Genomic DNA, 18877 nt, shown 5'->3' on the forward strand with positions numbered 1-18877 from the left:
ACCCAATGCGCCAGCTCCGCCCGCTCCTCGGCAGACAGCACGACTTCAACAGCACGAGGACCCCGAGACACCATGAAAACAGCCTACACACTTAGTCTCGTCATTTCTGGCGCAGGACACTAGTACCCAGTGCCGCAGTGCCGCAGCGTCCCTACCGTGGGGAGATGCCGTGGATGCCGACCTGCGCAAGCTGCGCTACTTCGTGGCCGTGGCCGAGGAGTTGCACTTCGGCCGGGGCCGCCGGAGCGGCTGCACGTCACGCGGCCGGTGCTCTCCCGGCAGATCCGCGTGCGTGCGGGGGGCGACTGCCGGCCCGGCCGGCGACGTCCGGCGCGCCGGCTCGCCGGGTTGCCGGTGGCATCGGCGGAGGCGCCTTTGGGGGAGACCCCTCACAGGCGGCGCGGGAAGACGCTCAGGTCGTCGTCCTCCGGGCTGCGCGGGTTGTGGGTGGGGGCCGGGTCCGTGGTGCCGGGCCGGTCCGTGTCGGGGCCGCGCCAGGGGTCGGCCTCCTCAAGACCGCCCCTGACGGGGCCACCCGTGGGCGACCCGGTCGCCGGACCGGAGCCCGACGGGCTCGGCGTCGGTCCGTCCGTGCGCCCCTCGGCGCCCGCCGGAGTGTCGTCGTCGTCCTCGTCGCCGGGCGACTCCGACGCGTCCGGCCACGACGACTCGTGCGCCGGAGGCAGTTCCTCGCCGGCGCCCTCCTCCAGCACCAGGTCGAAGTCCTTCGCCCCGCCCCCCTTCAGCGCGGCCGCCGTGAACTGCCCCCAGATCGCCGCGGGCCGCCCGCCCCCGTTGATCCGGGTGTCCCCGAGCGCCCCGTACAGCGGTTTCTGCTCCGCCGTGTCGGGGTCCTGGCCCATCACCGCGACGACCGTCGCCAGCTCGGGTGTGTAGCCCGCGAACCAGGCCGCCTTGTCCTCCTCCGCCGTGCCCGTCTTCCCGGCCGCCGGCCGGCCCGCGGACTGCGCCGCGGTGCCCGTGCCCCCCTCGACCACGCTCTGCAGCATCGACGTCGTCGTGTCGGCCGCCTCCCGGCTGACGACCTGCCGGATCGGCGCGCCGGGCAGTTCGATCTCCTCGCTGCCCTTGGTGATGCTCTCGACGAGCGTGTACGCGCCGCGCCTGCCGTGGTTGGCGAGGGTCGCGTAAGCCTCCGCCATGTCGAGGACGCTCGCGGTGGCGACGCCGAGCGCGATGGACGGGGACGCGTTCAGGTCGGGGGTGTTCGAGGGGATGCCGAGGGCGATGGCGGTCTCCTTGACCTTCCCCGGGCCGACGTCCTGCGCCATCTGCGCGTACACGGCGTTGACCGAGCGGTCGGTGGCGTGGCGGACGGTGATGGGACCGTACGAGCGGTTGTCCTCGTTCTCGGGGGCGTAGCCGGTGGGGCCGTGCGCGCCGTACACCTCGCGCTGGTCGGTGCCGTCGTAGACGGTGTGGGGGGTGATGCGGCGGCCGTCCTGGGTGTGCGAGCCGTGCTCGACGGCGGCGGCGAAGACGAACGGCTTGAAGGTGGAGCCGACCTGGTAGTCGCGCCGGGTGGCGTTGTTGACGAACTGTTTGGTGTAGTCGATGCCGCCGTACATCGCGACGACCTTGCCGCTGGCCGGGTCGATCGCGGCGCCGCCGACGCGGACGTTGCGGTCCTGGGGGCGGCTCGTGGCGCGCTTGGACATGACGTGGTCGTCGACCGCCTCGACGAAGGCGTCCTGCTTGGGCTTCTCCAGCGTGGTGGTGATGCGGTAGCCGCCGCGCGCCAGGGTGTTGTCGTCGATGATTCCGTTGCCGGTGAGGTAGTCCTCGACGGCCTGGACGATGTAGCCGCGCTGGCCGGAGAGACCGGTCGCGGGGCGTGCGGTCTGCGGCATCGGGAAGGTCGTCCTGGCGCGCTCCGTGGCGCCGAGCCACTGCCGCTCGACCATCCCGTCGAGCACGTAGTTCCAGCGGGCGAGCGCGGCCCCCATGTTCTCGGGGTGCGTGGTGACGTCGTACGCGCTGGGGGCGTTGAGCAGCGAGGCGAGATATGCGCCCTCGGCCGTGCTGAGCTCCCCGACGTCCTTGCCGTAGTAGGCCAGTGCCGCGGCCTGGACGCCGTAGGCGTTGCGCCCGAAGTAGCTGGTGTTGAGGTAGCCCTCGAGGATCTCGCTCTTGCTCGCCTCGCGGTCGAGCTTGATCGCGATGAAGAACTCCTTCACCTTGCGGGTGATGGTCTGTTCCTGGACCAGGTAGTAGTTCTTGACGTACTGCTGGGTGATGGTGGAGCCGGACTGCTTGCCCTTGCCGGTGAGGGTGTTCCAGCCGGCGCGGACCATCGCGAGGGGGTCGACGGCCCGCTCGGAGTAGAAGTCCCGGTCCTCGGCGGCGAGTACGGCGTGCTGGACGCTGCTCGGGACCTGCGCGAGATCGACGTTCTCGCGGTTGACCTCGCCGTCGCGGACGATCTGGGTGCCGTCCTTGTAGAAGTAGACGTTGGACTGGGCGGTGGCGGTGGCGTTGGCCGGCGGGATGTGGACGAGCATGTAGCCCGCGACGAAGCCGCCCATGAGGACGAGCGCGACGATCAGGAACGTACCGAGCAGCGTCCGCCACGTGGGCACGAGGCGGCGCAGGCCGCGGCGCCGGGGGCGGGGGAGGGGGTGGGCGTGGGGTTGGGGCGGCCTGCGGTAGTCCCCGGGTGTGTACCGGGCCGTGTGACCGTCGATCGTCAGGTCCCGGGGTTCCCAGCCTCGCTGCGGTGGCTGCTGTGGCTGCTCGTCGCTCATGTCGGTGGAGACTCCTCGGCCCCGTTGTCACAGACGCTGTCATATCGGGCGATTGGCTTGGTGTGCCCATACTGCACTTCTCGCCCTTCTAACCCCCGGACCCCCGGAAGGAATACGGTCGCGTGGCCGATCCCGCTGGACTAAGGTCGTGCGCTTCGGTGCCGGTGGGTGGCGACAGGTGCCGATGGGCGCCCCACGGGTGCCGACGGCGGCGATCGCGGAAGGGAGGCTGCGGTGCGGCTCTACGCGGTCGTCCTGGCCGGTGGGTTCCGGCGCTATGCGACGTACCGGGTGGCAACGGCGGCAGGGGTGTTCACCAATACCGTCTTCGGCTTCATCGTGGCGTACACCTATATCGCCCTCTGGGATGAACGTCCGCAGCTCGGGGGTTACGACCTGTCCCAGGCGCTGACCTATGTGTGGCTCGGCCAGGCCCTGCTGATGACGTGCGCCATGATGGGCGGCGGCTTCGAGGACGAGCTCGCCGAGCGCATCCGTACGGGCGACATCGCCATCGACCTCTACCGCCCCGCCGACCTCCAACTGTGGTGGCTCGCGGCCGACTTGGGGCGGGCCAGCTTTCATCTGGCCGGCCGTGGCATCGTGCCGATGCTGTTCGGGGCGCTCGCCTTCGACCTCGCGCTGCCGCCCGACGCGCTGACGTGGCTGGCCTTTCTGCTCGCGGTGGCACTCGGCACCGTCGTGAGCTTCGCGCTCCGCTACCTGGTGGCGCTGTCCGCGTTCTGGCTGCTGGACGGCGCGGGCGCCCAGCAGGTCAGCATGCTGGCCGGGCTCTTCTTCTCCGGGATGCTGCTTCCGCTCACCCTCTTCCCCGGCCTGCTCGGGGAGCTGGCGCTCGTCCTGCCGTGGTCGTCCCTGCTCCAGGTGCCGGCGGACGTCTTCCTCGGCAAGCACACGGGATGGGGGCTGGTCGGGGCGTACGCCTTCCAGGCCGGATGGGCCGTGGCACTGCTGGGCGCCGGGCGGTTGCTGCAGTCGGTCGCGACGAGGAGGGTGGTGGTGCAGGGTGGTTGACGGGCTGCGCGCGTACGGGCTCATCGCCATGATGTGGATGCGCTCGACGATGACGTACCGGGCGTCCTTCGCCATCACCGCGTTCGGGAACTTCGCCGGGACGGCGGCCGACTTCGTCGTGATCCTGCTGATGTTCGCCCACACGGAAGCGCTCGGCGGGTATACCCTGCCCGAGATCGCGCTGCTGTACGGGGTGTCGGGCACCGCCTTCGGCCTGACCGATCTGCTGATGGGGTCGATGGACAAGCTGGGGCGGCGGGTGCGCGACGGCACCCTGGACACCCTGCTGGTGCGGCCGGTCCCGGTCCTCGCCCAGGTGGCGGCGGACCGTTTCGCGCTGCGTCGCCTCGGCCGGATCACCCAGGGGCTGTTCGTCCTCGGCTACGCCCTCTTCGCGCTGGACATCGCGTGGACGCCGCTGCGGGTCGCGATGGTCCCGATGTCGGTGCTGAGCGGGGCGGCGATCTTCGCGGCGCTGTTCGTCGCGGGCGCGGCGTTCCAGTTCGTCGCCCAGGACGCCGCCGAGGTGCAGAACTCCTTCACGTACGGCGGGAACACGCTCCTCCAGTACCCGCCGACGATCTTCGCGAAGGACCTGGTGCGGGGCGTGACGTTCGTCGTACCGCTGGCCTTCGTCAACTGGCTGCCCGTGCTGTACGTCCTGGGGCGGCCCTATCCACTGGACCTGCCCCGGTGGGCGGCCTTCGCGTCGCCGCTCGTCGCGGCGGTGTGCTGCGGACTCGCCGGGCTGGCGTGGCGCGTGGGCCTTCGTTCGTACCGGAGCACGGGAAGCTGAGGCGTCATGGACATCACCGGCAAAGTCACCGGCAACGTCACCGGAAACTCCATCGACGACTTCACCGATGACTTCATCGAGCTGGACGGCGTCGAGAAGGTCTTCGACGTACGCCGCAGGACCGGCCTGCTGCGCCGCGAGCGCACCCAGGTGCGCGCGGTGGACGGGATCAGCTTCCGTGTGCCGCGCGGCGAGATGGTCGGCTACATCGGCCCGAACGGCGCGGGAAAGTCCACCACCATCAAGATGCTGACGGGCATTCTGACGCCCAGCGGCGGGCGGCTGCGCGTCGCCGGGATCGACCCGTCGCGCGAGCGGACACGGCTGGCGCGGCGCATCGGCGTCGTGTTCGGCCAGCGCACCACGCTCTGGTGGGACCTGCCGCTCGTCGACTCGTACCGCCTGGTCCACCGCATGTACCGGATCCCCGACGCGCGCTACCGCGAGAATCTCGACCGGTGCGTGGAACTGCTGGACCTCGGCGAGCTGCTGAACGTGCCCGTGCGGCAGCTGTCGCTCGGGCAGCGGATGCGCGGCGACATCGCGGCTGCGCTGCTGCACGAGCCGGAGGTGCTCTATCTCGACGAGCCGACGATCGGTCTCGACGTCGTGTCGAAGGCGAAGGTGCGCGGGTTCCTGCGGGACCTGAACGCCGAGCGGGGGACGACCGTGCTGCTCACGACCCACGATCTGACCGACATCGAGCAGCTCTGCAAGCGGGTGATGGTCATCGACCACGGCCGGCTGATGTACGACGGCTCGCTCGCCGGGCTCCACGAGGTGGGGGCGAGCGAGCGGACGCTGGTGGTGGACCTGGAGCGGGAGCTGCCGCCGATCGAGGTGGCGGGGGCGCGTCCGGTACGGGTGGAGGGGCCGCGGCAGTGGCTGTCGTTCCCGGCGTCCGACTCGGCGGCGCCGATCGTGGCGGCGATCGCGGCGGAGTATCCGCTGGTGGACCTGTCGGTGCGGGAGCCGGACATCGAGGCGGTGATCGCCACCATGTACGCCGAGAGGTCGGCGTCGCTGTGAGAACGGACCGTGACTTCTCCGGCGAACAGCGTGCCGATGCCTGGGCCGGCGTCTGCGGCGAGTCCAGTGCCGGCGTCTGCGGCAGGTCCCGCGCCGAGGGCTGCGCCGGCGTCCGCCGCGAATTCTCCGGTGCGGGACGGCGCGAGACCAGGGCGGCGCGCCACCCCCTTTGATTACGCTTCTCATATGACGAGCGATCTTCCGGAGATGCGTGCCTCCGATGCCGAGCGGGAGCGGATTGCCGAGCGCCTGCGCGAGGCGGTGGCCGAGGGCAGGCTCGACATGGAGGAGTTCGAGGAACGGCTGGACGCGGCGTTCAAGGCGCGTACGCACGGGGAGCTGGAGCCGCTCGTACGGGACCTCCCGGTGCCGGACGGCCCGGGCGGGATCGGCGGTCCTGGCGGGAGCTCGGCCCGGCTCGCGGTCACGACCCCAGCGGGCGGCCTGTCGAACTGGTCGGGCCGTATCGGAAAGCCCGCGACCTCGAGCGGGGCGTTCGCCTTCTGGGGCGGATTCGGGCGCAAGGGCACCTGGACGATCGCCCGCAGGTTCACCGCCGCCGTGTTCCAGGCGGGCGGCGAGATCGATCTGCGCGAAGCGAACTTCGAGGACCGGGAGATCGTGATCCGCTGCTTCACGATCATGGGCGGCATCCAGATCACGGTCCCGCCGGACCTGGACGTCAACGTCAAGGGCTTCGGCCTCATGGGCGGCTTCGGCGAGGCGGGCGCGGGTGACGCCGTGCCCGCGCCGGGCTCACCCCGCGTGACGATCACCGGCTTCGCCCTGATGGGTGGCGTCGGCGTCGAGCGCAAGCTCCGCAAGGCCGACAAGCAGCGACTGAAGGAGGCCCGCAAGCGCGAGCTGGAGTGAGGGGAACTCGACGTGCGTCCCGGGAGTACCTCAGGTAGGGAAGGGACGATACGTACAGGGACGGGTGGAGCGGATGGAACGCACTGACCTCACCAAACCGGACGCGGCACCAGAACCCGGAAAGGGGACCGGAGCCCGGGACGGGGCCGATGCCGACGCCGGTGGCGGCCGTCGCCGTGGCGGCGGCGGTGGAGCCGGTGCCGATGCCCGTGCCGTCGGGGGCCGCGGCCGCACCGCCCCCCTCCCCTCCTTCGCGTACACCGCAGCCGACGAGGAGAAGCGCCGCGGCGTCCGCCATATGAAGCTCACGGCCACCGGCCTGCTCCTCCTCGTCGCGGTGATCTTCGTGCTCGCGACCTGGGCGAAGAACTCCGGCATCGACGGCTGGCCCGGCTATGTCGCCGCGGCCGCCGAGGCCGGCATGGTCGGTGCGCTGGCCGACTGGTTCGCGGTCACGGCGCTGTTCAAGCACCCCCTCGGTATCCCCATCCCGCACACCGCGATCATCCCCACCAAGAAGGACCAGCTCGGTGCCTCGCTCGGCTCCTTCGTCGGCGAGAACTTCCTGTCCGGCGACGTCGTACGGGCCCGGCTCCACGCCCTCTCCCTCGGCGGCCGCCTCGGCGCCTGGCTCGCCGAGCCCGCGCATGCGGACCGCGTCACCGCCGAGCTGTCCACCGCGCTGCGCGGCGCCCTCACCGTCCTGCGCGACTCCGACGTCCAGGCGGTCGTCGGCGAGGCCATAACGCGCCGCGCCGAGGCCGCCGAGATCGCCCCCGGCATCGGCAAGACCCTCGACAAGATCGTCGCCGACGGCGCCCACCACCGCGCCGTCGACCTGATCTGCGTCCGGGCCCACGACTGGCTCGTCGAGCACGGCGACTCGGTCATGGACGCGGTCCAGGGCGGGGCCCCCGGCTGGACCCCGCGCTTCGTGGACCGCAAGGTCGGCGAGCGGGTCTACAAGGAGCTGCTTCGTTTCGTCACCGAGATGCGCGACGCCCCCGCACACCCCGCGCGCGGCGCGCTCGACCGCTTCCTCGCCGACTTCGCCGCCGACCTCCAGGGCGACACGGACACCCGCGCGCGCGTGGAGCGCATGAAGTCGGACATGCTGGCCCGTCCCGAGGTGCAGGACATCATCGCCTCCGCATGGTCCTCCGTACGGGCCATGATCATCTCGGCGGCGGAGGACGAGCGCAGCGAGCTGAGGCTGCGCGCCCGGGCATCCCTGATGTCCTTCGGCGCGCGCCTGGCGACGGACGGCAGGCTGCAGCAGAAGCTGGAGGGCTGGGTCGAGGAGGCCGCGGTGTATGTGGTGACGACGTACCGCGCGGAGATCACGTCGCTGATCAGCGACACGGTCGCCAGCTGGGACGCCGAGCACACGTCCCGCAAGATCGAGGCCCACATCGGCCGTGACCTGCAGTTCATCCGTATCAACGGCACGGTCGTCGGTGCGCTGGCGGGCCTGGCCATCTACACCGTGGCGCATGCGCTGGGCGGGTGACTCCTGGGGCCTGTGCACATGCCGGGTGCGTAACCGGACCCTGTCGTCCGGTTACGCACCCAACCACCGTGGGGAGTGCCCTTATGTACGCAGGGGATGCCGCGGCCGTTCAACGCGGTCCCGAATTCTCCGCGACGACCGCGACTTCTCCGCGACGACCGCTACCGGCCGGATCCCCGTGCGGGGTCAGTGCTCCCCGCGCGTGACGGCCCACGACGCGAGCGCCACACCACCGGCCACGGCGAACACCGCGGGCCACGCCCCCACCTTCTTGGCCAGCGGGTGCGATCCGGCGAAGGCGGCGACGTACGCGGCGCCCAGCCCGGCCGCGGCCTTCGCGCCCGCCTCCTGCTGCCACTGCCGGGCGGCGACCGCACCCGCGGCGGCCAGTGCCACCCCGCCGAGCGGGCGCTTCCCGGTCCAGCGGGCGATTCCGTAGCCTCCGATGAGGCCGCTCGCCGCGACTGCGCCTGCCGGAATCCTGGCCATGGTGTGCTGCCCTTCGTCGGGTCTCATCGGCTCTTCGCGTGGGTTTCGAGCCTAAACGAGGGGTTTCGCCGACTGCCGGCCGGGGCGAAGAGCCGCGCGCTCGGCGGAAAGGCCGCGACGCTCAGCGGAAGAGACGCTCAGCGGAAGAGCTGCCCCCGAACGGCCCCGTCGGGGAACTCCGCGGTGTGGATGTTGGAGTAGTAGTTGCGCGGGTTGTCGCGGACCCGCTTCACGACGTCCGGGTTCTGCCCTGCGAGCCGCCCGGAGACGGCGAAGATCCCGTCGGGCACCGGCCGGTTGAAGAAGTCGAAGACGACGTCGCCGTTCGTGCCGAAGCGCCCCTTGTGAAGGTGCCCCTTGGACGGGCTCTGGATGTTCACCCAGGCGAAGGAGTAGTCGACGGCCGTGCCCTTCGGGTGCAGGAACGTCACCGCGTGCCCGTCCGGGTCGCCGACCTTCGACGTGTCGTTCTTCGGGACCTCCTGGTCGCCGTTGGAGAGCGCCCGCAGCTTGCCGCCCTTGATGATGTCGAGCGGGTTGACGCTGTGCTTGAGCGGCTTGAGCTGGCCGCGGACCGCACCGCCCGGGAACTCGGCGCTGTGGAGGTTGACGTAGAAACCGGACGGGTTGGTACGGATGCGCTCGGCGAGTCCGGCGTCGGTGATCGCGACCTGCCCGGCCGCCGAGTGCACCGTGTCGGGCATCGCGCTGCCGAACAGCGGCACCTTCACGGCGCCGTTCTTTCCGGCCGCGCCCTCGTGGATGTGGCCGAGGCTCGGTACGAGGCCCTTCCAGCGGAGCGCGAACGTGACCCGGTCGCCCTTCACCTTCACCAGGGCGACGGCCTTGCCGTCGGGGTCGTTCACGGCGGGACCGCCCTGGACCGGGACCTCGTTGGCGCCGGAGAGCTCGGCCGTGAAGGACACCGCCTTACCGGTGGCCGGCGTGGTGAACGCGGCGGCGACGCCCGCCTTCGTACCGCCGCCGCCCGAGCCGTGGCCCCCCGAACCGGGGCTGTGCGGGCCGCCGTGAGCCATCGCCGGAGCAACACCCGTAACACCGGCCACAATTGCCGCGGCTGCCACCGCAAGAATCCGCTTCTGCATTGTTCTCATCCTCCCGTTGGGCCCGGCCCGTGTGGCGCCGGGTTCGCCGGGAAGTACGCAGGGGAACTCGGCCTCGTTCAACGGAGAATTTCTCGAATTCGATTGAACCGTCGGTCAGTTGCCGGCGTACTACCTGGCGTAGGCACACACATCACAACGGGGGACACCATGCGCAGGACACGTACCAGGACGACGCTCGTCGCGGCACCGGCGGCCGCTCTCGCTCTGCTGATGCTGAGCGCCTGCGGCGGCTCGTCCGAGCCGGCGGACGACAGGCCCACCGGCTCGCCGTCCCGGCCCGGCACGGCGGCCGCCTCCGTCAAGATCGCCGATTCGTCCTTCGGCCGGATCCTGGTCGACGATTCGGGCCGTACGCTGTACGGATTCGCCAAGGACAAGCCCGGCGCCGGGAGCGCCTGCGACGCCGATTGCATCGCGGTCTGGCCGGCGCTCACCTCCGCCAGGGACGTCACGGCGGGCAGCGGCACGGACGCGTCGCTGCTGAAGGAGATCAAGCTGGCCGAGGGCGCCGAGCAGGCCACGTACGGGGACTGGCCGCTCTACTACTACGTCGGCGACGCGACGCCCGGCGACGTCAACGGGCAGGGTCTCGACGGCGAGTGGTTCGTGATCGGAGCGGACGGCAAGCTGATCAAAAAAGCACCCTGACGTCACCTGGAATTCACCGCTCCAATCGGTCGGAATGATCGGGATGATCGGGAATCCCCTCCCGCCGATCGGGAATCGTCCTCGCCCGATCCATAAGCCTGCGGCGGCCGGAATTCAGCTCCCTCTCCGCCCGCCGCGCCCCGCATTCCCGGTGGTCGCTCCGCCCAACTCCCCCACGGCGGACGACCACCGGGAATGCCGCTGTTCGCCCGCCCGGGACCTGGTTGCGGTGGCGGGCTGCGGAACGCACCCTGGAGGTGGAGACGGGAGTCCGATATGCCCAATCTCGAGGAACAGATCGACATCACGGCGCCTGGTGAGGTGGTCTGGGACCACCTGCATCAGGTCGAGGACTATCCACGCTTCGTCGGTGGAGTCCGAGATGCCCGGCGCGAGGGTGCGTCGGGCGTACATATGGATCTGGAGACCCGCGGTGCGGTCCAGGGAATCGACGCCGACACCAAGGATCTCAGACCCAACGAGACCATGACCTGGACGACCACGGAGGTACCGCACCTGAGCGGCTCCGTTTCGCTGCTCCCGATCGACGCGACCCACACCCGCGTGCAGGTACGCATGGAGTACGACCCTGCCGAGGCGCACGACGCCTTCGGGGGCCCCAAGGGATTTGCCCAGTCGTCCGCCATCGAGCGGACCATCCGGGAGGATCTCCACCAGTTCAAGGACCTGGTGGAACAGTCGCACCCCACCAGGTGACCATCCATCCCGCCCAGGCCCCGCGCGCCGGGGCTGACGGAACCGTACGGCGAAGGTGATCCGTCATGACGCAGCACTGGAACATCGATTTGTCGTTCGAGGAAGACGGGACCCGCACCGCCTGCACGGCTTCCCTCCAGGGCCCCAATGCCCCCGGCATCGAGGGCAAGGGGATAGCGAGGCGGAGCCCGGGCGACACCCCGGACGCCAAGATCGGCGAGGAACTCGCCGCCGCCCGCGCCTGCTCCGAACTGGCCCATGAGCTCGTGGGCCGCGCGGCGCAGGACGTGGAGAGCCACACCCACAGGCCGGCCGACATCGCCATGTGACCGACTACAGCACCAGGGGCCGGGCGTCCGCCCGGCCCCTGGTGCCTTCCTCACGACGTCCTCGGCGTCCTCGCGACGCGTCTGCGTCCTCACGCCCACGTACTGCGAACCTCGAACCCGGCGAGCCCACGTCCTCGGCGTCCTCACAACGCGTCTGCGTCCTCACGCCCACGTACTGCGAACCTCGAACCCGGCGAGCCCTTCGGGTGCCTCCTCCGACACCTCCACGCCCTCCACCACGGCGGCCGGCGGCCCCTGCCGCGCCCACCGCACGAGTGTCTCGACGGCATCCGGTTCCCCCTCGAACACCGCCATCACGCTCCCGTCCGCCAGATTCTTCACCCACCCGGCGACCCCGTACTCCTGGGCCACACGCCTGCACGTGTCCCTGTAGAACACGCCCTGGACCCGCCCAGTCACGACCACGCGCTTCCGCACCATGACTCCGGATCGTACGAGCCCCGGGAGCGCGGACACGGGGACGACGCGGCGCGTCGCGCCTCGGCGCCGATGGGCGCCGCACCCACGTCAGGGCCAGAGCTTGTACGTCACTTCCTGCTGTGCATGCGCCGGCTTGCTGTCGGTGGTGAAGACGATGCGCAGCTGAGTGAACCTCAGTTGCCCAGGATGCTTCTTCCACGGCTCCGGGCGCTCGAGCGTGACGTTCACGGGGTAGGAGTGGAACTTGCCCGCAGCACAGTAGGGGATGCAGTCGTTCACGTAGTTGAGCCCGTGGCCCTTGGCGGAGCTCGATCCCCACTCCGACCACTTGAGTTCGGTGAGGCCGTTGTTGCCGTCCCCGCAGGCGATCAGGTACTCGCCGGGACGTACCTGCGGATTCGAGAAGCAGTCGATGACCACGACGTGATCGCGCGGCTGTGACCCTGCGGAAACGGACGCGGATGCCGGTACAAGTGCTGCCGCGAGCGACGTAGCGGCAACCAGGACCGCTGTCATCAGCTTGTGTCTCTGCATGTCTGCTCCCCAGCGTCTCTCCGAGCCCACGTGGCCCTGCGTGTACACCTTGCCTCGCTGCGCCCTGCGATCTCCGCACCCGGAACGCGTGCCGGACGGGCGCCGCCGACCTCCTCCCACCGGTTGCTCCTGTTTCGACGCTACGACCGCACCCGGGGACTCACCACCCGCACGGGTGAAAGCTTCACGAATCAACAAATACCCGGCCGTGTGTCTCCCGCTGCATCAGACGGGAGCACGAGCGCTGCCGGCCGGTACGCGGGCCCCCGCAGCCGGGCCCGGCCTCCTCGCCGCCGCGACCGCTCCACCAGCGAGGAAGGTCGTCTAGTGTCGGCTGCGGCGGACGCGTCGTGGCCCTGGACATCAAGGGACACACGAGCGATATGCGAAGGGCTCAGACACCATGACAGCGAATACGCCCCGCGCCTCGGACGGCCGGACTCGCCCGACGCCCGGACAGACCTCCGAGCGCAGCGCTCCGGTGATCCGGAGCAACGAACCCGGCACGTTCGCCTGGGGTGTGATGGCCAAGCGCCATCCAGCCCTGATCCAGCAGGTGCGCAACGCCTTCCCGTACGGCCCGCGACAGCACCAGGCGCTCGACGCTCTGCGGGAGCAGACCACCAACGGGGTCATCGAGCCTCCTGACGCCTCGGAACACGACCACGACCTCTGGTCGGCCTGGGGACGCGACCACTTCGGACAATCGTGGTTCGACGCCCCGTTCCTGTGGGCCGAGAGCTACTTCTACCGCAAGCTCCTCGCGGCCCTCGACTACTTCGGGGACGGTCCCTGGCGAGGAGTCGATCCCTTCGCTCCCTTCAAGGCTGCCGAGCTGAGCAGCGCAGCAGTGGACGAGGAACTCGAGGCCCTCGACGCACTCGCTGCCGAACCCGCCGACGAGCAGGCCACTGCGCTCCTGCACGCTTCGCTCTGGGGCAACCGCGCCGACCTCGGTTTCCGCGTCGCGGCCGCGGAGCCGGCACAGGGCGATACCGATACCACCGATACCGGCCTGGTCGCCGACGACAGCGCCTTGCTGTGGTCGCTGCTGCCCGTGAGAGCGTCGGCCACGGTCGCCGTGGTGGCGGACAACGCGGGACGGGAACTGATCCCCGACCTGATCCTCATCGACCACCTCCTCGACCGCGGCCACGCGAGCCACGTCGTACTCCACGTCAAGCCCTACCCGTACTACGTCTCCGACGCGACGACCGCAGACGTCATCGACGGTCTCCGCCGTCTCGTCCAGGCACCCGGCCGGGCCGGCGAGATCGGCAAGCGCCTCTGGGAGGCCATGGGAGCCGGACACCTCGAGGTGCGCACTCACGCGTTCTTCTCTGCGCCGCTGCCGTACGAGGAGATGCCCGAGGACCTGCGCGACGAGTTCGAGGCCGCCACGTTGACCCTCTTCAAGGGCGACCTCAACTACCGTCGGCTCGTGGGTGATCGGCTATGGGATGCGACGACGCCGTTCACGGACGTCACGTCGTACTTCCCCGGGGCCGTGGCTGCTCTCCGCACGCTGAAGTCCGACGTCATCGTCGGCCTGGACGAGCAGACGCTGAGCGCCCTTGAGCGATCCGGCCGGGCGTGGCGCACCAGCGGGACGCATGCTCTGATTCAGGTCCGGCGGTAGGGACTGCACTGGCTTGCCTGCCTCTCCACACCTTGACCGCTGAGGCGGCCCGGGACCACGGGGGCCGAGGCCGCCTGGCCGGACTTCTCGGACTCGTACCGCCCCTGTCCTCGTCGGGCGCTACGGGCTGTGAGGCACTTGGCCGACTCCGCGGGCGGCGCACTCATCAGCCGAATGCGCCTCTTTCGTGTTTCTTGATCACCGAACTACGGTGCTCGTCCTGGCACCCCCGCCGGACCACGAGAGGGGACGACCATGAGTCGACTGCGTTTCGTCGGAAGTACGTCGGACAAGACGGGATGCCCGGCCGTCTTCGAGGACCTCGACACCGGAGACATCATCATCCAGGGTGACGAGGTCACCGACCCCGAGGATCGCGCGCAGATGTACGGCTACCGCGAGGGCGAAACCCTGGTTCGGGTTCCGCGCGAGCTGCTCACCCGCTTCGCACCCAAGGAGTGACGTGCCGAGCCTGGTTCCCTTCGCCGCCGCCTCCCACTTCTTCGACACCTTCCAACACACTGCATGGCGCCTCGAGTCGCGCCGCGGCTATGCCTCCGACCGGGAAACGGAGGAGTACGCGGCCTTCCTCCGCGGAGAGATCATCACGGAGGACATGACCGATCCGTACTACGTCGCCCGCCGCCGCCAAGCCGACGAGGGCAAGCGGTTCGAGCGAGTGCGCGTGGTCGACAATCCACCCACCGAGGGACAGCTGTACCTCCTGCACCGAGCGCAGTTCAACATCGCCGCAGGCGAGGACATCCGCCACCTGACCCGGACCGAAGCCCTACAACTCGACCTGCCGAACGCCGACGTCTGGTTGTTCGACTCTCGCACCCTGGTGACCATGCACTTCGATGGAGCCGACGAGATGCTCGGTGTCGAGATCACCGAAGAGCCGGTACACGTCGTACGGGCATGTCAGATCCGCGATGCGGCTTGGCACTATGCCGCCCCGCACAATGAGTTCAAGACGCGGGTACTTTCCCATGTGTGAGCACTGACTATCAGCAAGCCAGAATCGCCCTCGGTGCGCGGCTGCGCGAGCTGCGCACCGAGGCCGGGCTCACCGTCCGTGCCTTGGCCGCCGAGTGCGGCTGGGCGCCGTCGAAGATCTCCAAGCTGGAGAACGGCAAGCAGACCGCGACACCGGCGGACCTCGACGCATGGGCTATGGGTGTCCAGCGGCCCGAGTCCGCCGAGGAGTTGAAGGGACGCCTGGCAGGTCTGGAGTCGACGTACCGTTCATGGCGACGCCAGTTGGCAGGCGGACACAGGGCGGTTCAGGACGCAATCGGGGCGCAGCATCAGAGGACGCGCTCGTTCAGGGGCTTCACCGCCTCGGTCATCCCAGGGATATTCCAGACCCCTGAGTACGCCCGAAGCGTCCTGTCCCGGTACGCCGAGTTGCACGGCGTGGTGCGGGACATCGAGGCCGGTGTCACGTCCCGGCTGCGCCGGGAAGAGGGGCTGTACTCCCCGGAGAAGCGCTACCACGTGCTCTTGTGGGAGTCGACATTGCACGTGCGGATCTGCTCGCCGGCAGTGCTCGCCGACCAGCTCGACCGGCTGATGTCCATCAACGGGCTGTCGACGGTCGAACAGCGACGACAAGACCCTTCGCGAGGACCTGACCAATCGGCTCGCCGCCAGTGGTGATCTGCGATCGCCGCAATGGCGACGGGCTGTGCTCGACATCCCGCGCCACGAGTTCCTGCGAGGAGGCTTCTTCCAACGAGTGGACGGCGATGGCCCGACCAGCTGGGAGCCGGTCATGCCCGACGACCCCGCGTGACTGCTGGCCTGCTATTCGGACGTTCGCTGGTGACCCAGTCGCGGGCACTATCCCAGCCTCTCGTCCGCATGCTCGAGGAACTCCGCGTCGAGGACGGGATGCGGGTCCTCGAGATCGGCACCGGCACGGGCTACTCCACCGCGCTCATGTGCCACCGGCTCGGCGACGAGCAAGTGACCTCGGTCGAGGTCGACGAGGATGTGTCGAGCCGCGCCCGAGGTGCACTCGGCACGGTCGGCCATGCTCGGCGGCCACTTCACCGCCGGCTGGAACGTTCTGCTCACGCTGCGAACGAACGAGTTCACCGAACAAGCCCACGTCGGCGGGCTCCAGAACCACACCCACCGCATGGGCCTGCTCCTCGCGGCCCGCACCGCCAAGTAGCCGAGTACAGCAACCGAAAAGAGGACCATGAAGCACGAGTACGAGGCCAAATTCCTGTCCGTTGACGTGGTCGCCCTCCAGACCAGGCTGACCGCCATCGGTGCCATACAGGCATTCCCCCGGACCCTCCTCACCCGCAAGATCTTCGAGAACGACGCCCTCGACAACGGCCAGTGGGTCCGCCTCCGCGACGAAGGCACCCGCTCCACGCTCACGCTCAAGCAGGTCACCGACTCCACCACGATCGACGGCGCCACCGAGATCGAGACCGAGGTCACCGACCTCCACGCCATGGCCGAGATCCTGCGCCGCCTCGGTCTGCGCGAGGTCCGATACCAGGAGAACTACCGCGAGGAGTGGCGCCTGGGCGAGGTCGCCTTCGACTTCGACACCTGGCCCGATCTCCCCACCTTCGTCGAGATCGAAGGACCCGACGAGGCGTCGGTCCGCCAGGCGGCCTCCCTGCTCGGCCTCGACTACGCCGAAGCCCGCTTCGGCAGCGTCGACGAGATCTACAAGAGCGAGGCGGGCCGCGACATCCTTGCCGAACCCACCCTGCTCTTCGCCGAGGCCGAGAGGAGTACGAGCTGACTGGATGTCTTGGACGTGAGGGCCGGCCCCTGGGCTGCGCTGAGCCGAGACGGCAAACGGTGACTCGTACGACAGAGCGGCCCGGGCCGTTTGTTGGACGAGTCGAGGACTACGTTGCACGATGGCGCCGGGACTATGCACCTGGAGTCGATCAGTTCCTGATCACGGCGAGCCTCGGATGAGCAAACGATTGAACGGCCCCACCTGACAGGGCCAGCCGTCACGCCTCGTCAACCAGGACGAGGCCGGTCCGGCTGCCGGTCAGCCGAGCCGGCCCTCTCGCAGGGCACCGACAAAGTACTCCCAGGCTTCAGGGGTGGCGCTTACATGTGGGCCCCCGGGGCGCTTGCTGTCCCGTACTGCCGCTCGGGCGGTCACGAGGTGCACCTCGACGCACTCGCCGCCGGAGCCGTTGCTGTAGCTGCTCTTGAACCACCCGTCGTGGTCCCCGGGGCTGTTCGTGGTGCTCATCGGGAGTGCTCCTCCAGTACACGCTTGATCAATGCGGCCGATCGCGGCGGGCTGGAGGCGACAGCTCGCAGATTGTCGAACGCTCTCGTGTACTGGTTCACGTCGCCAGGTGTCTCCAGATAGATGGCGTCGGTCAGTCCGTCTCGATACACCACGTCGGGGTCCTCCTGCTCCGGGAAGCCGAGGATGGTGAAGGCACCGGTCGCGGGATAGGTTCCGGCGTCGAACGGAAGAACCTGCAGTGTCACATTCTTCAACTCGCCAACTTCCAGCATACGGTTGAGCTGTCGCCGCATGAGAGCTCGGCCTCCGACGACGTGGTGCAGCACACTCTCGTGAACGATGCACCAGAGGTCCGGCGCGCCCTCTCGGGTGAGCATCGCCTGCCTCTCCATACGTACGTTCACCGCCCGTTCCAGATCCGCAGCTGCGAGCTGGTTGGAGACCCGGTGCAACTCGGCGGCGTAGTCGGGTGTCTGCATCAGACCCGGGATGAACTCGCATTGGTACTGCCGCAGACTGGATGCGTCCTGCTCCAAGCCGATGTAGACGGAGAACCACTGGGGAACCCCCGCCCCGTGGGCCTGCCACCAGCCGCGGACCTTCGACTCCTTCGCCAGGGACTTCAGGAACTCGCGGAGCTCGTCCGTCGTGTCGTAGAAGCGGCAGAGCGCGTCCACATCCGAAGGTTGTACGCGGCCGCTGCCCGTCTCCAGCCGGTTGACCTTGGAACCGCTCCAGTCGAGAGCCTGACCGACCTGATTGCAGGTCAGCTTGTTGTCCTCGCGCAGCTTCTTGAGCTCGATCGCCAATCGGCGGCGACGCGCGGTCGGGGACCCGGCCAAGGCGACTCCTCGTGCGTTAGGGGATGTTCAGTCTCCTGGGAAGCCGGCGCGCAGCCAATCACTCGAACCGGCGAATCCCTTCGTGCACATTGCACGAGGGGATGTGCGCTGCCATGCTCACGCATGTCGACACGCCACGTAGTCGACAAATGTCATTCAGTAGCCGACCTTGAGTCGGCGCCGTGAAAGGGGTGCGGCATGGAAGTCGATCACTGCATGCCGAGGAAGCCTTGGGAACTGCCCTTCCTGGCAGAGCCTCGGGAGGTGGCCGGTCTGCGCCGCATCGTGCGGTTGCATCTCACAAGATGGGGACTTCATGAGTCGGTGGAGGCTGCCCAGCTTTGCGTCAGCGAGCTCGTGTCCAACGTCATTACGCACGTCGGCCGTGGCACGCCGACGACCCTCGTTGTCGCGATGCGGGGCACCCGGCTGCGAATCGAGGTCCACGACCCGGACACCCGCGCGCTGCCGACTCTCCTCGCTCCCGAACGGGAGGCGGAGGCCGGGCGAGGGATTGCCCTGGTCGATACTGTCGCAGACGCGTGGGGCGTCATTCTGCGCGCGGACACGAAGGTCACCTGGTGCGAGCTGGTGACCAGCCTCAGTTCAACCGAGGGGCATGCAGGCAGCCTCCATGTCACACGTGCAGAAGCATTGCTTGGTTTCTACACCGTCCCCGAGCTGCCGAGGGCTGAGGCGCGCGGCAGGCTGCGCCTCGCCACTGCGGAGGAGGCGGCGATCGATGTGATTGCCGACCTCCTCCACTGGCTCCACGCCCACGGATGCGACCCGGATGAGGCATTGGATCGCGCTCAGATGCACTTCGAGGCCGAAGCCCAAGGAGCCGTGCCGTAGA

General features: G+C 69.2%; 23 protein-coding genes and 2 pseudogenes. 18 read left to right on the top strand and 7 right to left on the bottom strand.

Features of this window, described 5'->3' with window-relative positions:
- Nucleotides 1-169: 169 nt before the first annotated feature.
- Nucleotides 170-288: pseudogene (locus tag ACFV9O_RS25480) on the top strand (LysR family transcriptional regulator); the annotation flags it as partial.
- Between the two features lie 101 nt (nt 289-389).
- On the opposite strand, the gene ACFV9O_RS25485 reads toward ACFV9O_RS25480, so the two are convergent.
- Nucleotides 390-2765: a transglycosylase domain-containing protein gene (locus ACFV9O_RS25485; RefSeq protein ID WP_385421508.1), complete on the bottom strand. Its 2376-nt coding sequence runs from the start codon at nt 2763-2765 to the stop codon at nt 390-392.
- Nucleotides 2766-2999: 234 nt separating this feature from the next.
- On the opposite strand from ACFV9O_RS25485, the gene ACFV9O_RS25490 reads away from it, so the two are divergent.
- From ACFV9O_RS25490 to ACFV9O_RS25515, 6 genes are all read left to right on the top strand, one after another.
- Entirely contained in the window at nt 3000-3800 is an 801-nt protein-coding gene (locus tag ACFV9O_RS25490; RefSeq protein ID WP_385421510.1) for an ABC transporter permease, read from the top strand.
- Entirely contained in the window at nt 3793-4596 is an 804-nt protein-coding gene (locus ACFV9O_RS25495; RefSeq protein ID WP_385421512.1) for an ABC transporter permease, read from the top strand. The genes ACFV9O_RS25490 and ACFV9O_RS25495 overlap by 8 nt, the downstream gene beginning before the upstream one ends.
- 6 nt (nt 4597-4602) lie before the next feature.
- Nucleotides 4603-5625 (top strand): ATP-binding cassette domain-containing protein, encoded by a 1023-nt coding sequence (locus ACFV9O_RS25500; protein ID WP_385421514.1) that lies wholly within the window; start codon nt 4603-4605, stop codon nt 5623-5625.
- Nucleotides 5622-5798 (top strand): hypothetical protein, encoded by a 177-nt coding sequence (locus ACFV9O_RS25505; RefSeq protein WP_385421516.1) that lies wholly within the window; start codon nt 5622-5624, stop codon nt 5796-5798. Before ACFV9O_RS25500 ends, ACFV9O_RS25505 begins: the two co-directional genes overlap by 4 nt.
- Nucleotides 5799-5811: 13 nt before the next feature.
- The gene (locus ACFV9O_RS25510; RefSeq protein WP_385421518.1) at nt 5812-6498 is read left to right on the top strand and encodes a DUF1707 domain-containing protein; all 687 of its coding nucleotides are present in this window, start codon (nt 5812-5814) and stop codon (nt 6496-6498) included.
- A 73-nt stretch (nt 6499-6571) separates the two neighbouring features.
- On the top strand, nt 6572-8008 hold the full coding sequence (locus ACFV9O_RS25515) for a DUF445 domain-containing protein (protein WP_385421520.1): 1437 nt from the start codon (nt 6572-6574) through the stop codon (nt 8006-8008).
- A gap of 186 nt (nt 8009-8194) precedes the next feature.
- On the opposite strand, the gene ACFV9O_RS25520 is transcribed toward ACFV9O_RS25515, so the two are convergent.
- Both ACFV9O_RS25520 and ACFV9O_RS25525 read right to left on the bottom strand, forming a co-directional pair.
- Entirely contained in the window at nt 8195-8497 is a 303-nt protein-coding gene (locus tag ACFV9O_RS25520; protein WP_385421604.1) for a hypothetical protein, read from the bottom strand.
- Between the two features lie 137 nt (nt 8498-8634).
- Nucleotides 8635-9534, bottom strand: a complete 900-nt coding sequence (locus ACFV9O_RS25525; RefSeq protein WP_385421522.1) for a CHRD domain-containing protein — start codon at nt 9532-9534, stop codon at nt 8635-8637.
- 237 nt (nt 9535-9771) lie between these two features.
- Between ACFV9O_RS25525 and ACFV9O_RS25530 the strand changes: the two genes are divergently transcribed.
- The 3 genes from ACFV9O_RS25530 (at nt 9772) to ACFV9O_RS25540 (ending at nt 11318) form a co-directional block, all read left to right on the top strand.
- Complete coding sequence (locus tag ACFV9O_RS25530) at nt 9772-10272, top strand: hypothetical protein (protein ID WP_385421524.1); 501 nt, start codon at nt 9772-9774, stop codon at nt 10270-10272.
- A gap of 276 nt (nt 10273-10548) precedes the next feature.
- On the top strand, nt 10549-10989 hold the full coding sequence (locus tag ACFV9O_RS25535; RefSeq protein WP_385421526.1) for an SRPBCC family protein: 441 nt from the start codon (nt 10549-10551) through the stop codon (nt 10987-10989).
- A gap of 65 nt (nt 10990-11054) precedes the next feature.
- Complete coding sequence (locus ACFV9O_RS25540; RefSeq protein WP_385421527.1) at nt 11055-11318, top strand: DUF1876 domain-containing protein; 264 nt, start codon at nt 11055-11057, stop codon at nt 11316-11318.
- A gap of 162 nt (nt 11319-11480) precedes the next feature.
- On the opposite strand, the gene ACFV9O_RS25545 is transcribed toward ACFV9O_RS25540, so the two are convergent.
- Both ACFV9O_RS25545 and ACFV9O_RS25550 read right to left on the bottom strand, forming a co-directional pair.
- Nucleotides 11481-11759 (bottom strand): acylphosphatase, encoded by a 279-nt coding sequence (locus tag ACFV9O_RS25545; protein WP_385421528.1) that lies wholly within the window; start codon nt 11757-11759, stop codon nt 11481-11483.
- An 87-nt stretch (nt 11760-11846) separates the two neighbouring features.
- On the bottom strand, nt 11847-12293 hold the full coding sequence (locus ACFV9O_RS25550; RefSeq protein ID WP_385421530.1) for a hypothetical protein: 447 nt from the start codon (nt 12291-12293) through the stop codon (nt 11847-11849).
- A 403-nt stretch (nt 12294-12696) separates the two neighbouring features.
- Between ACFV9O_RS25550 and ACFV9O_RS25555 the strand changes: the two genes are divergently transcribed.
- The 7 genes and pseudogenes from ACFV9O_RS25555 (at nt 12697) to ACFV9O_RS25585 (ending at nt 16705) form a co-directional block, all read left to right on the top strand.
- Nucleotides 12697-13932 carry a damage-control phosphatase ARMT1 family protein gene (locus ACFV9O_RS25555; protein ID WP_385421532.1) on the top strand — a complete coding sequence of 412 codons (1236 nt, stop codon included), beginning with the start codon at nt 12697-12699 and terminating at the stop codon, nt 13930-13932.
- A gap of 255 nt (nt 13933-14187) precedes the next feature.
- Complete coding sequence (locus tag ACFV9O_RS25560; protein ID WP_385421534.1) at nt 14188-14394, top strand: hypothetical protein; 207 nt, start codon at nt 14188-14190, stop codon at nt 14392-14394.
- 1 nt (nt 14395) lies between these two features.
- On the top strand, nt 14396-14932 hold the full coding sequence (locus ACFV9O_RS25565; RefSeq protein ID WP_385421536.1) for a DUF6879 family protein: 537 nt from the start codon (nt 14396-14398) through the stop codon (nt 14930-14932).
- Complete coding sequence (locus ACFV9O_RS25570; protein WP_385421538.1) at nt 14929-15594, top strand: Scr1 family TA system antitoxin-like transcriptional regulator; 666 nt, start codon at nt 14929-14931, stop codon at nt 15592-15594. The genes ACFV9O_RS25565 and ACFV9O_RS25570 overlap by 4 nt, the downstream gene beginning before the upstream one ends.
- Before the next feature lie 234 nt (nt 15595-15828).
- Nucleotides 15829-15903 (top strand): annotated as a pseudogene (locus ACFV9O_RS25575) (hypothetical protein); the annotation flags it as partial.
- A 25-nt stretch (nt 15904-15928) separates the two neighbouring features.
- On the top strand, nt 15929-16114 hold the full coding sequence (locus ACFV9O_RS25580; protein ID WP_385421613.1) for a hypothetical protein: 186 nt from the start codon (nt 15929-15931) through the stop codon (nt 16112-16114).
- A 27-nt stretch (nt 16115-16141) separates the two neighbouring features.
- Nucleotides 16142-16705 (top strand): class IV adenylate cyclase, encoded by a 564-nt coding sequence (locus ACFV9O_RS25585; protein ID WP_385421540.1) that lies wholly within the window; start codon nt 16142-16144, stop codon nt 16703-16705.
- A 261-nt stretch (nt 16706-16966) separates the two neighbouring features.
- On the opposite strand, the gene ACFV9O_RS25590 is transcribed toward ACFV9O_RS25585, so the two are convergent.
- Entirely contained in the window at nt 16967-17176 is a 210-nt protein-coding gene (locus ACFV9O_RS25590) for a DUF397 domain-containing protein (protein ID WP_385421541.1), read from the bottom strand.
- The gene (locus tag ACFV9O_RS25595) at nt 17173-18021 is read right to left on the bottom strand and encodes a helix-turn-helix domain-containing protein (protein ID WP_385421543.1); all 849 of its coding nucleotides are present in this window, start codon (nt 18019-18021) and stop codon (nt 17173-17175) included. The genes ACFV9O_RS25590 and ACFV9O_RS25595 overlap by 4 nt, the downstream gene beginning before the upstream one ends.
- A 198-nt stretch (nt 18022-18219) precedes the next feature.
- On the opposite strand from ACFV9O_RS25595, the gene ACFV9O_RS25600 reads away from it, so the two are divergent.
- Entirely contained in the window at nt 18220-18876 is a 657-nt protein-coding gene (locus ACFV9O_RS25600) for an ATP-binding protein (RefSeq protein ID WP_385421545.1), read from the top strand.
- The last annotated feature ends 1 nt before the right edge of the window (nt 18877 follow it).

Origin of the sequence: Streptomyces sp. NPDC059909 (assembly GCF_042730885.1) — a bacterium.
Classification (GTDB): Bacteria; Actinomycetota; Actinomycetes; order Streptomycetales; family Streptomycetaceae; genus Streptomyces.

Bases quoted from the DNA above. Each gene is read 5' to 3' on its own strand.
- ACFV9O_RS25485 (WP_385421508.1), bottom strand. From the start codon at position 2,765: ATGAGCGACGAGCAGCCACAGCAGCCACCGCAGCGAGGCTGGGAACCC.
- ACFV9O_RS25500 (WP_385421514.1), top strand. From the start codon at position 4,603: ATGGACATCACCGGCAAAGTCACCGGCAACGTCACCGGAAACTCCATC.
- ACFV9O_RS25510 (WP_385421518.1), top strand. From the start codon at position 5,812: ATGACGAGCGATCTTCCGGAGATGCGTGCCTCCGATGCCGAGCGGGAG.
- ACFV9O_RS25515 (WP_385421520.1), top strand. From the start codon at position 6,572: ATGGAACGCACTGACCTCACCAAACCGGACGCGGCACCAGAACCCGGA.
- ACFV9O_RS25520 (WP_385421604.1), bottom strand. From the start codon at position 8,497: ATGGCCAGGATTCCGGCAGGCGCAGTCGCGGCGAGCGGCCTCATCGGA.
- ACFV9O_RS25525 (WP_385421522.1), bottom strand. From the start codon at position 9,534: ATGGCTCACGGCGGCCCGCACAGCCCCGGTTCGGGGGGCCACGGCTCG.
- ACFV9O_RS25530 (WP_385421524.1), top strand. From the start codon at position 9,772: ATGCGCAGGACACGTACCAGGACGACGCTCGTCGCGGCACCGGCGGCC.
- ACFV9O_RS25535 (WP_385421526.1), top strand. From the start codon at position 10,549: ATGCCCAATCTCGAGGAACAGATCGACATCACGGCGCCTGGTGAGGTG.
- ACFV9O_RS25540 (WP_385421527.1), top strand. From the start codon at position 11,055: ATGACGCAGCACTGGAACATCGATTTGTCGTTCGAGGAAGACGGGACC.
- ACFV9O_RS25545 (WP_385421528.1), bottom strand. From the start codon at position 11,759: ATGGTGCGGAAGCGCGTGGTCGTGACTGGGCGGGTCCAGGGCGTGTTC.
- ACFV9O_RS25550 (WP_385421530.1), bottom strand. From the start codon at position 12,293: ATGCAGAGACACAAGCTGATGACAGCGGTCCTGGTTGCCGCTACGTCG.
- ACFV9O_RS25555 (WP_385421532.1), top strand. From the start codon at position 12,697: ATGACAGCGAATACGCCCCGCGCCTCGGACGGCCGGACTCGCCCGACG.
- ACFV9O_RS25560 (WP_385421534.1), top strand. From the start codon at position 14,188: ATGAGTCGACTGCGTTTCGTCGGAAGTACGTCGGACAAGACGGGATGC.
- ACFV9O_RS25580 (WP_385421613.1), top strand. From the start codon at position 15,929: ATGTGTCGAGCCGCGCCCGAGGTGCACTCGGCACGGTCGGCCATGCTC.
- ACFV9O_RS25585 (WP_385421540.1), top strand. From the start codon at position 16,142: ATGAAGCACGAGTACGAGGCCAAATTCCTGTCCGTTGACGTGGTCGCC.
- ACFV9O_RS25590 (WP_385421541.1), bottom strand. From the start codon at position 17,176: ATGAGCACCACGAACAGCCCCGGGGACCACGACGGGTGGTTCAAGAGC.
- ACFV9O_RS25600 (WP_385421545.1), top strand. From the start codon at position 18,220: ATGGAAGTCGATCACTGCATGCCGAGGAAGCCTTGGGAACTGCCCTTC.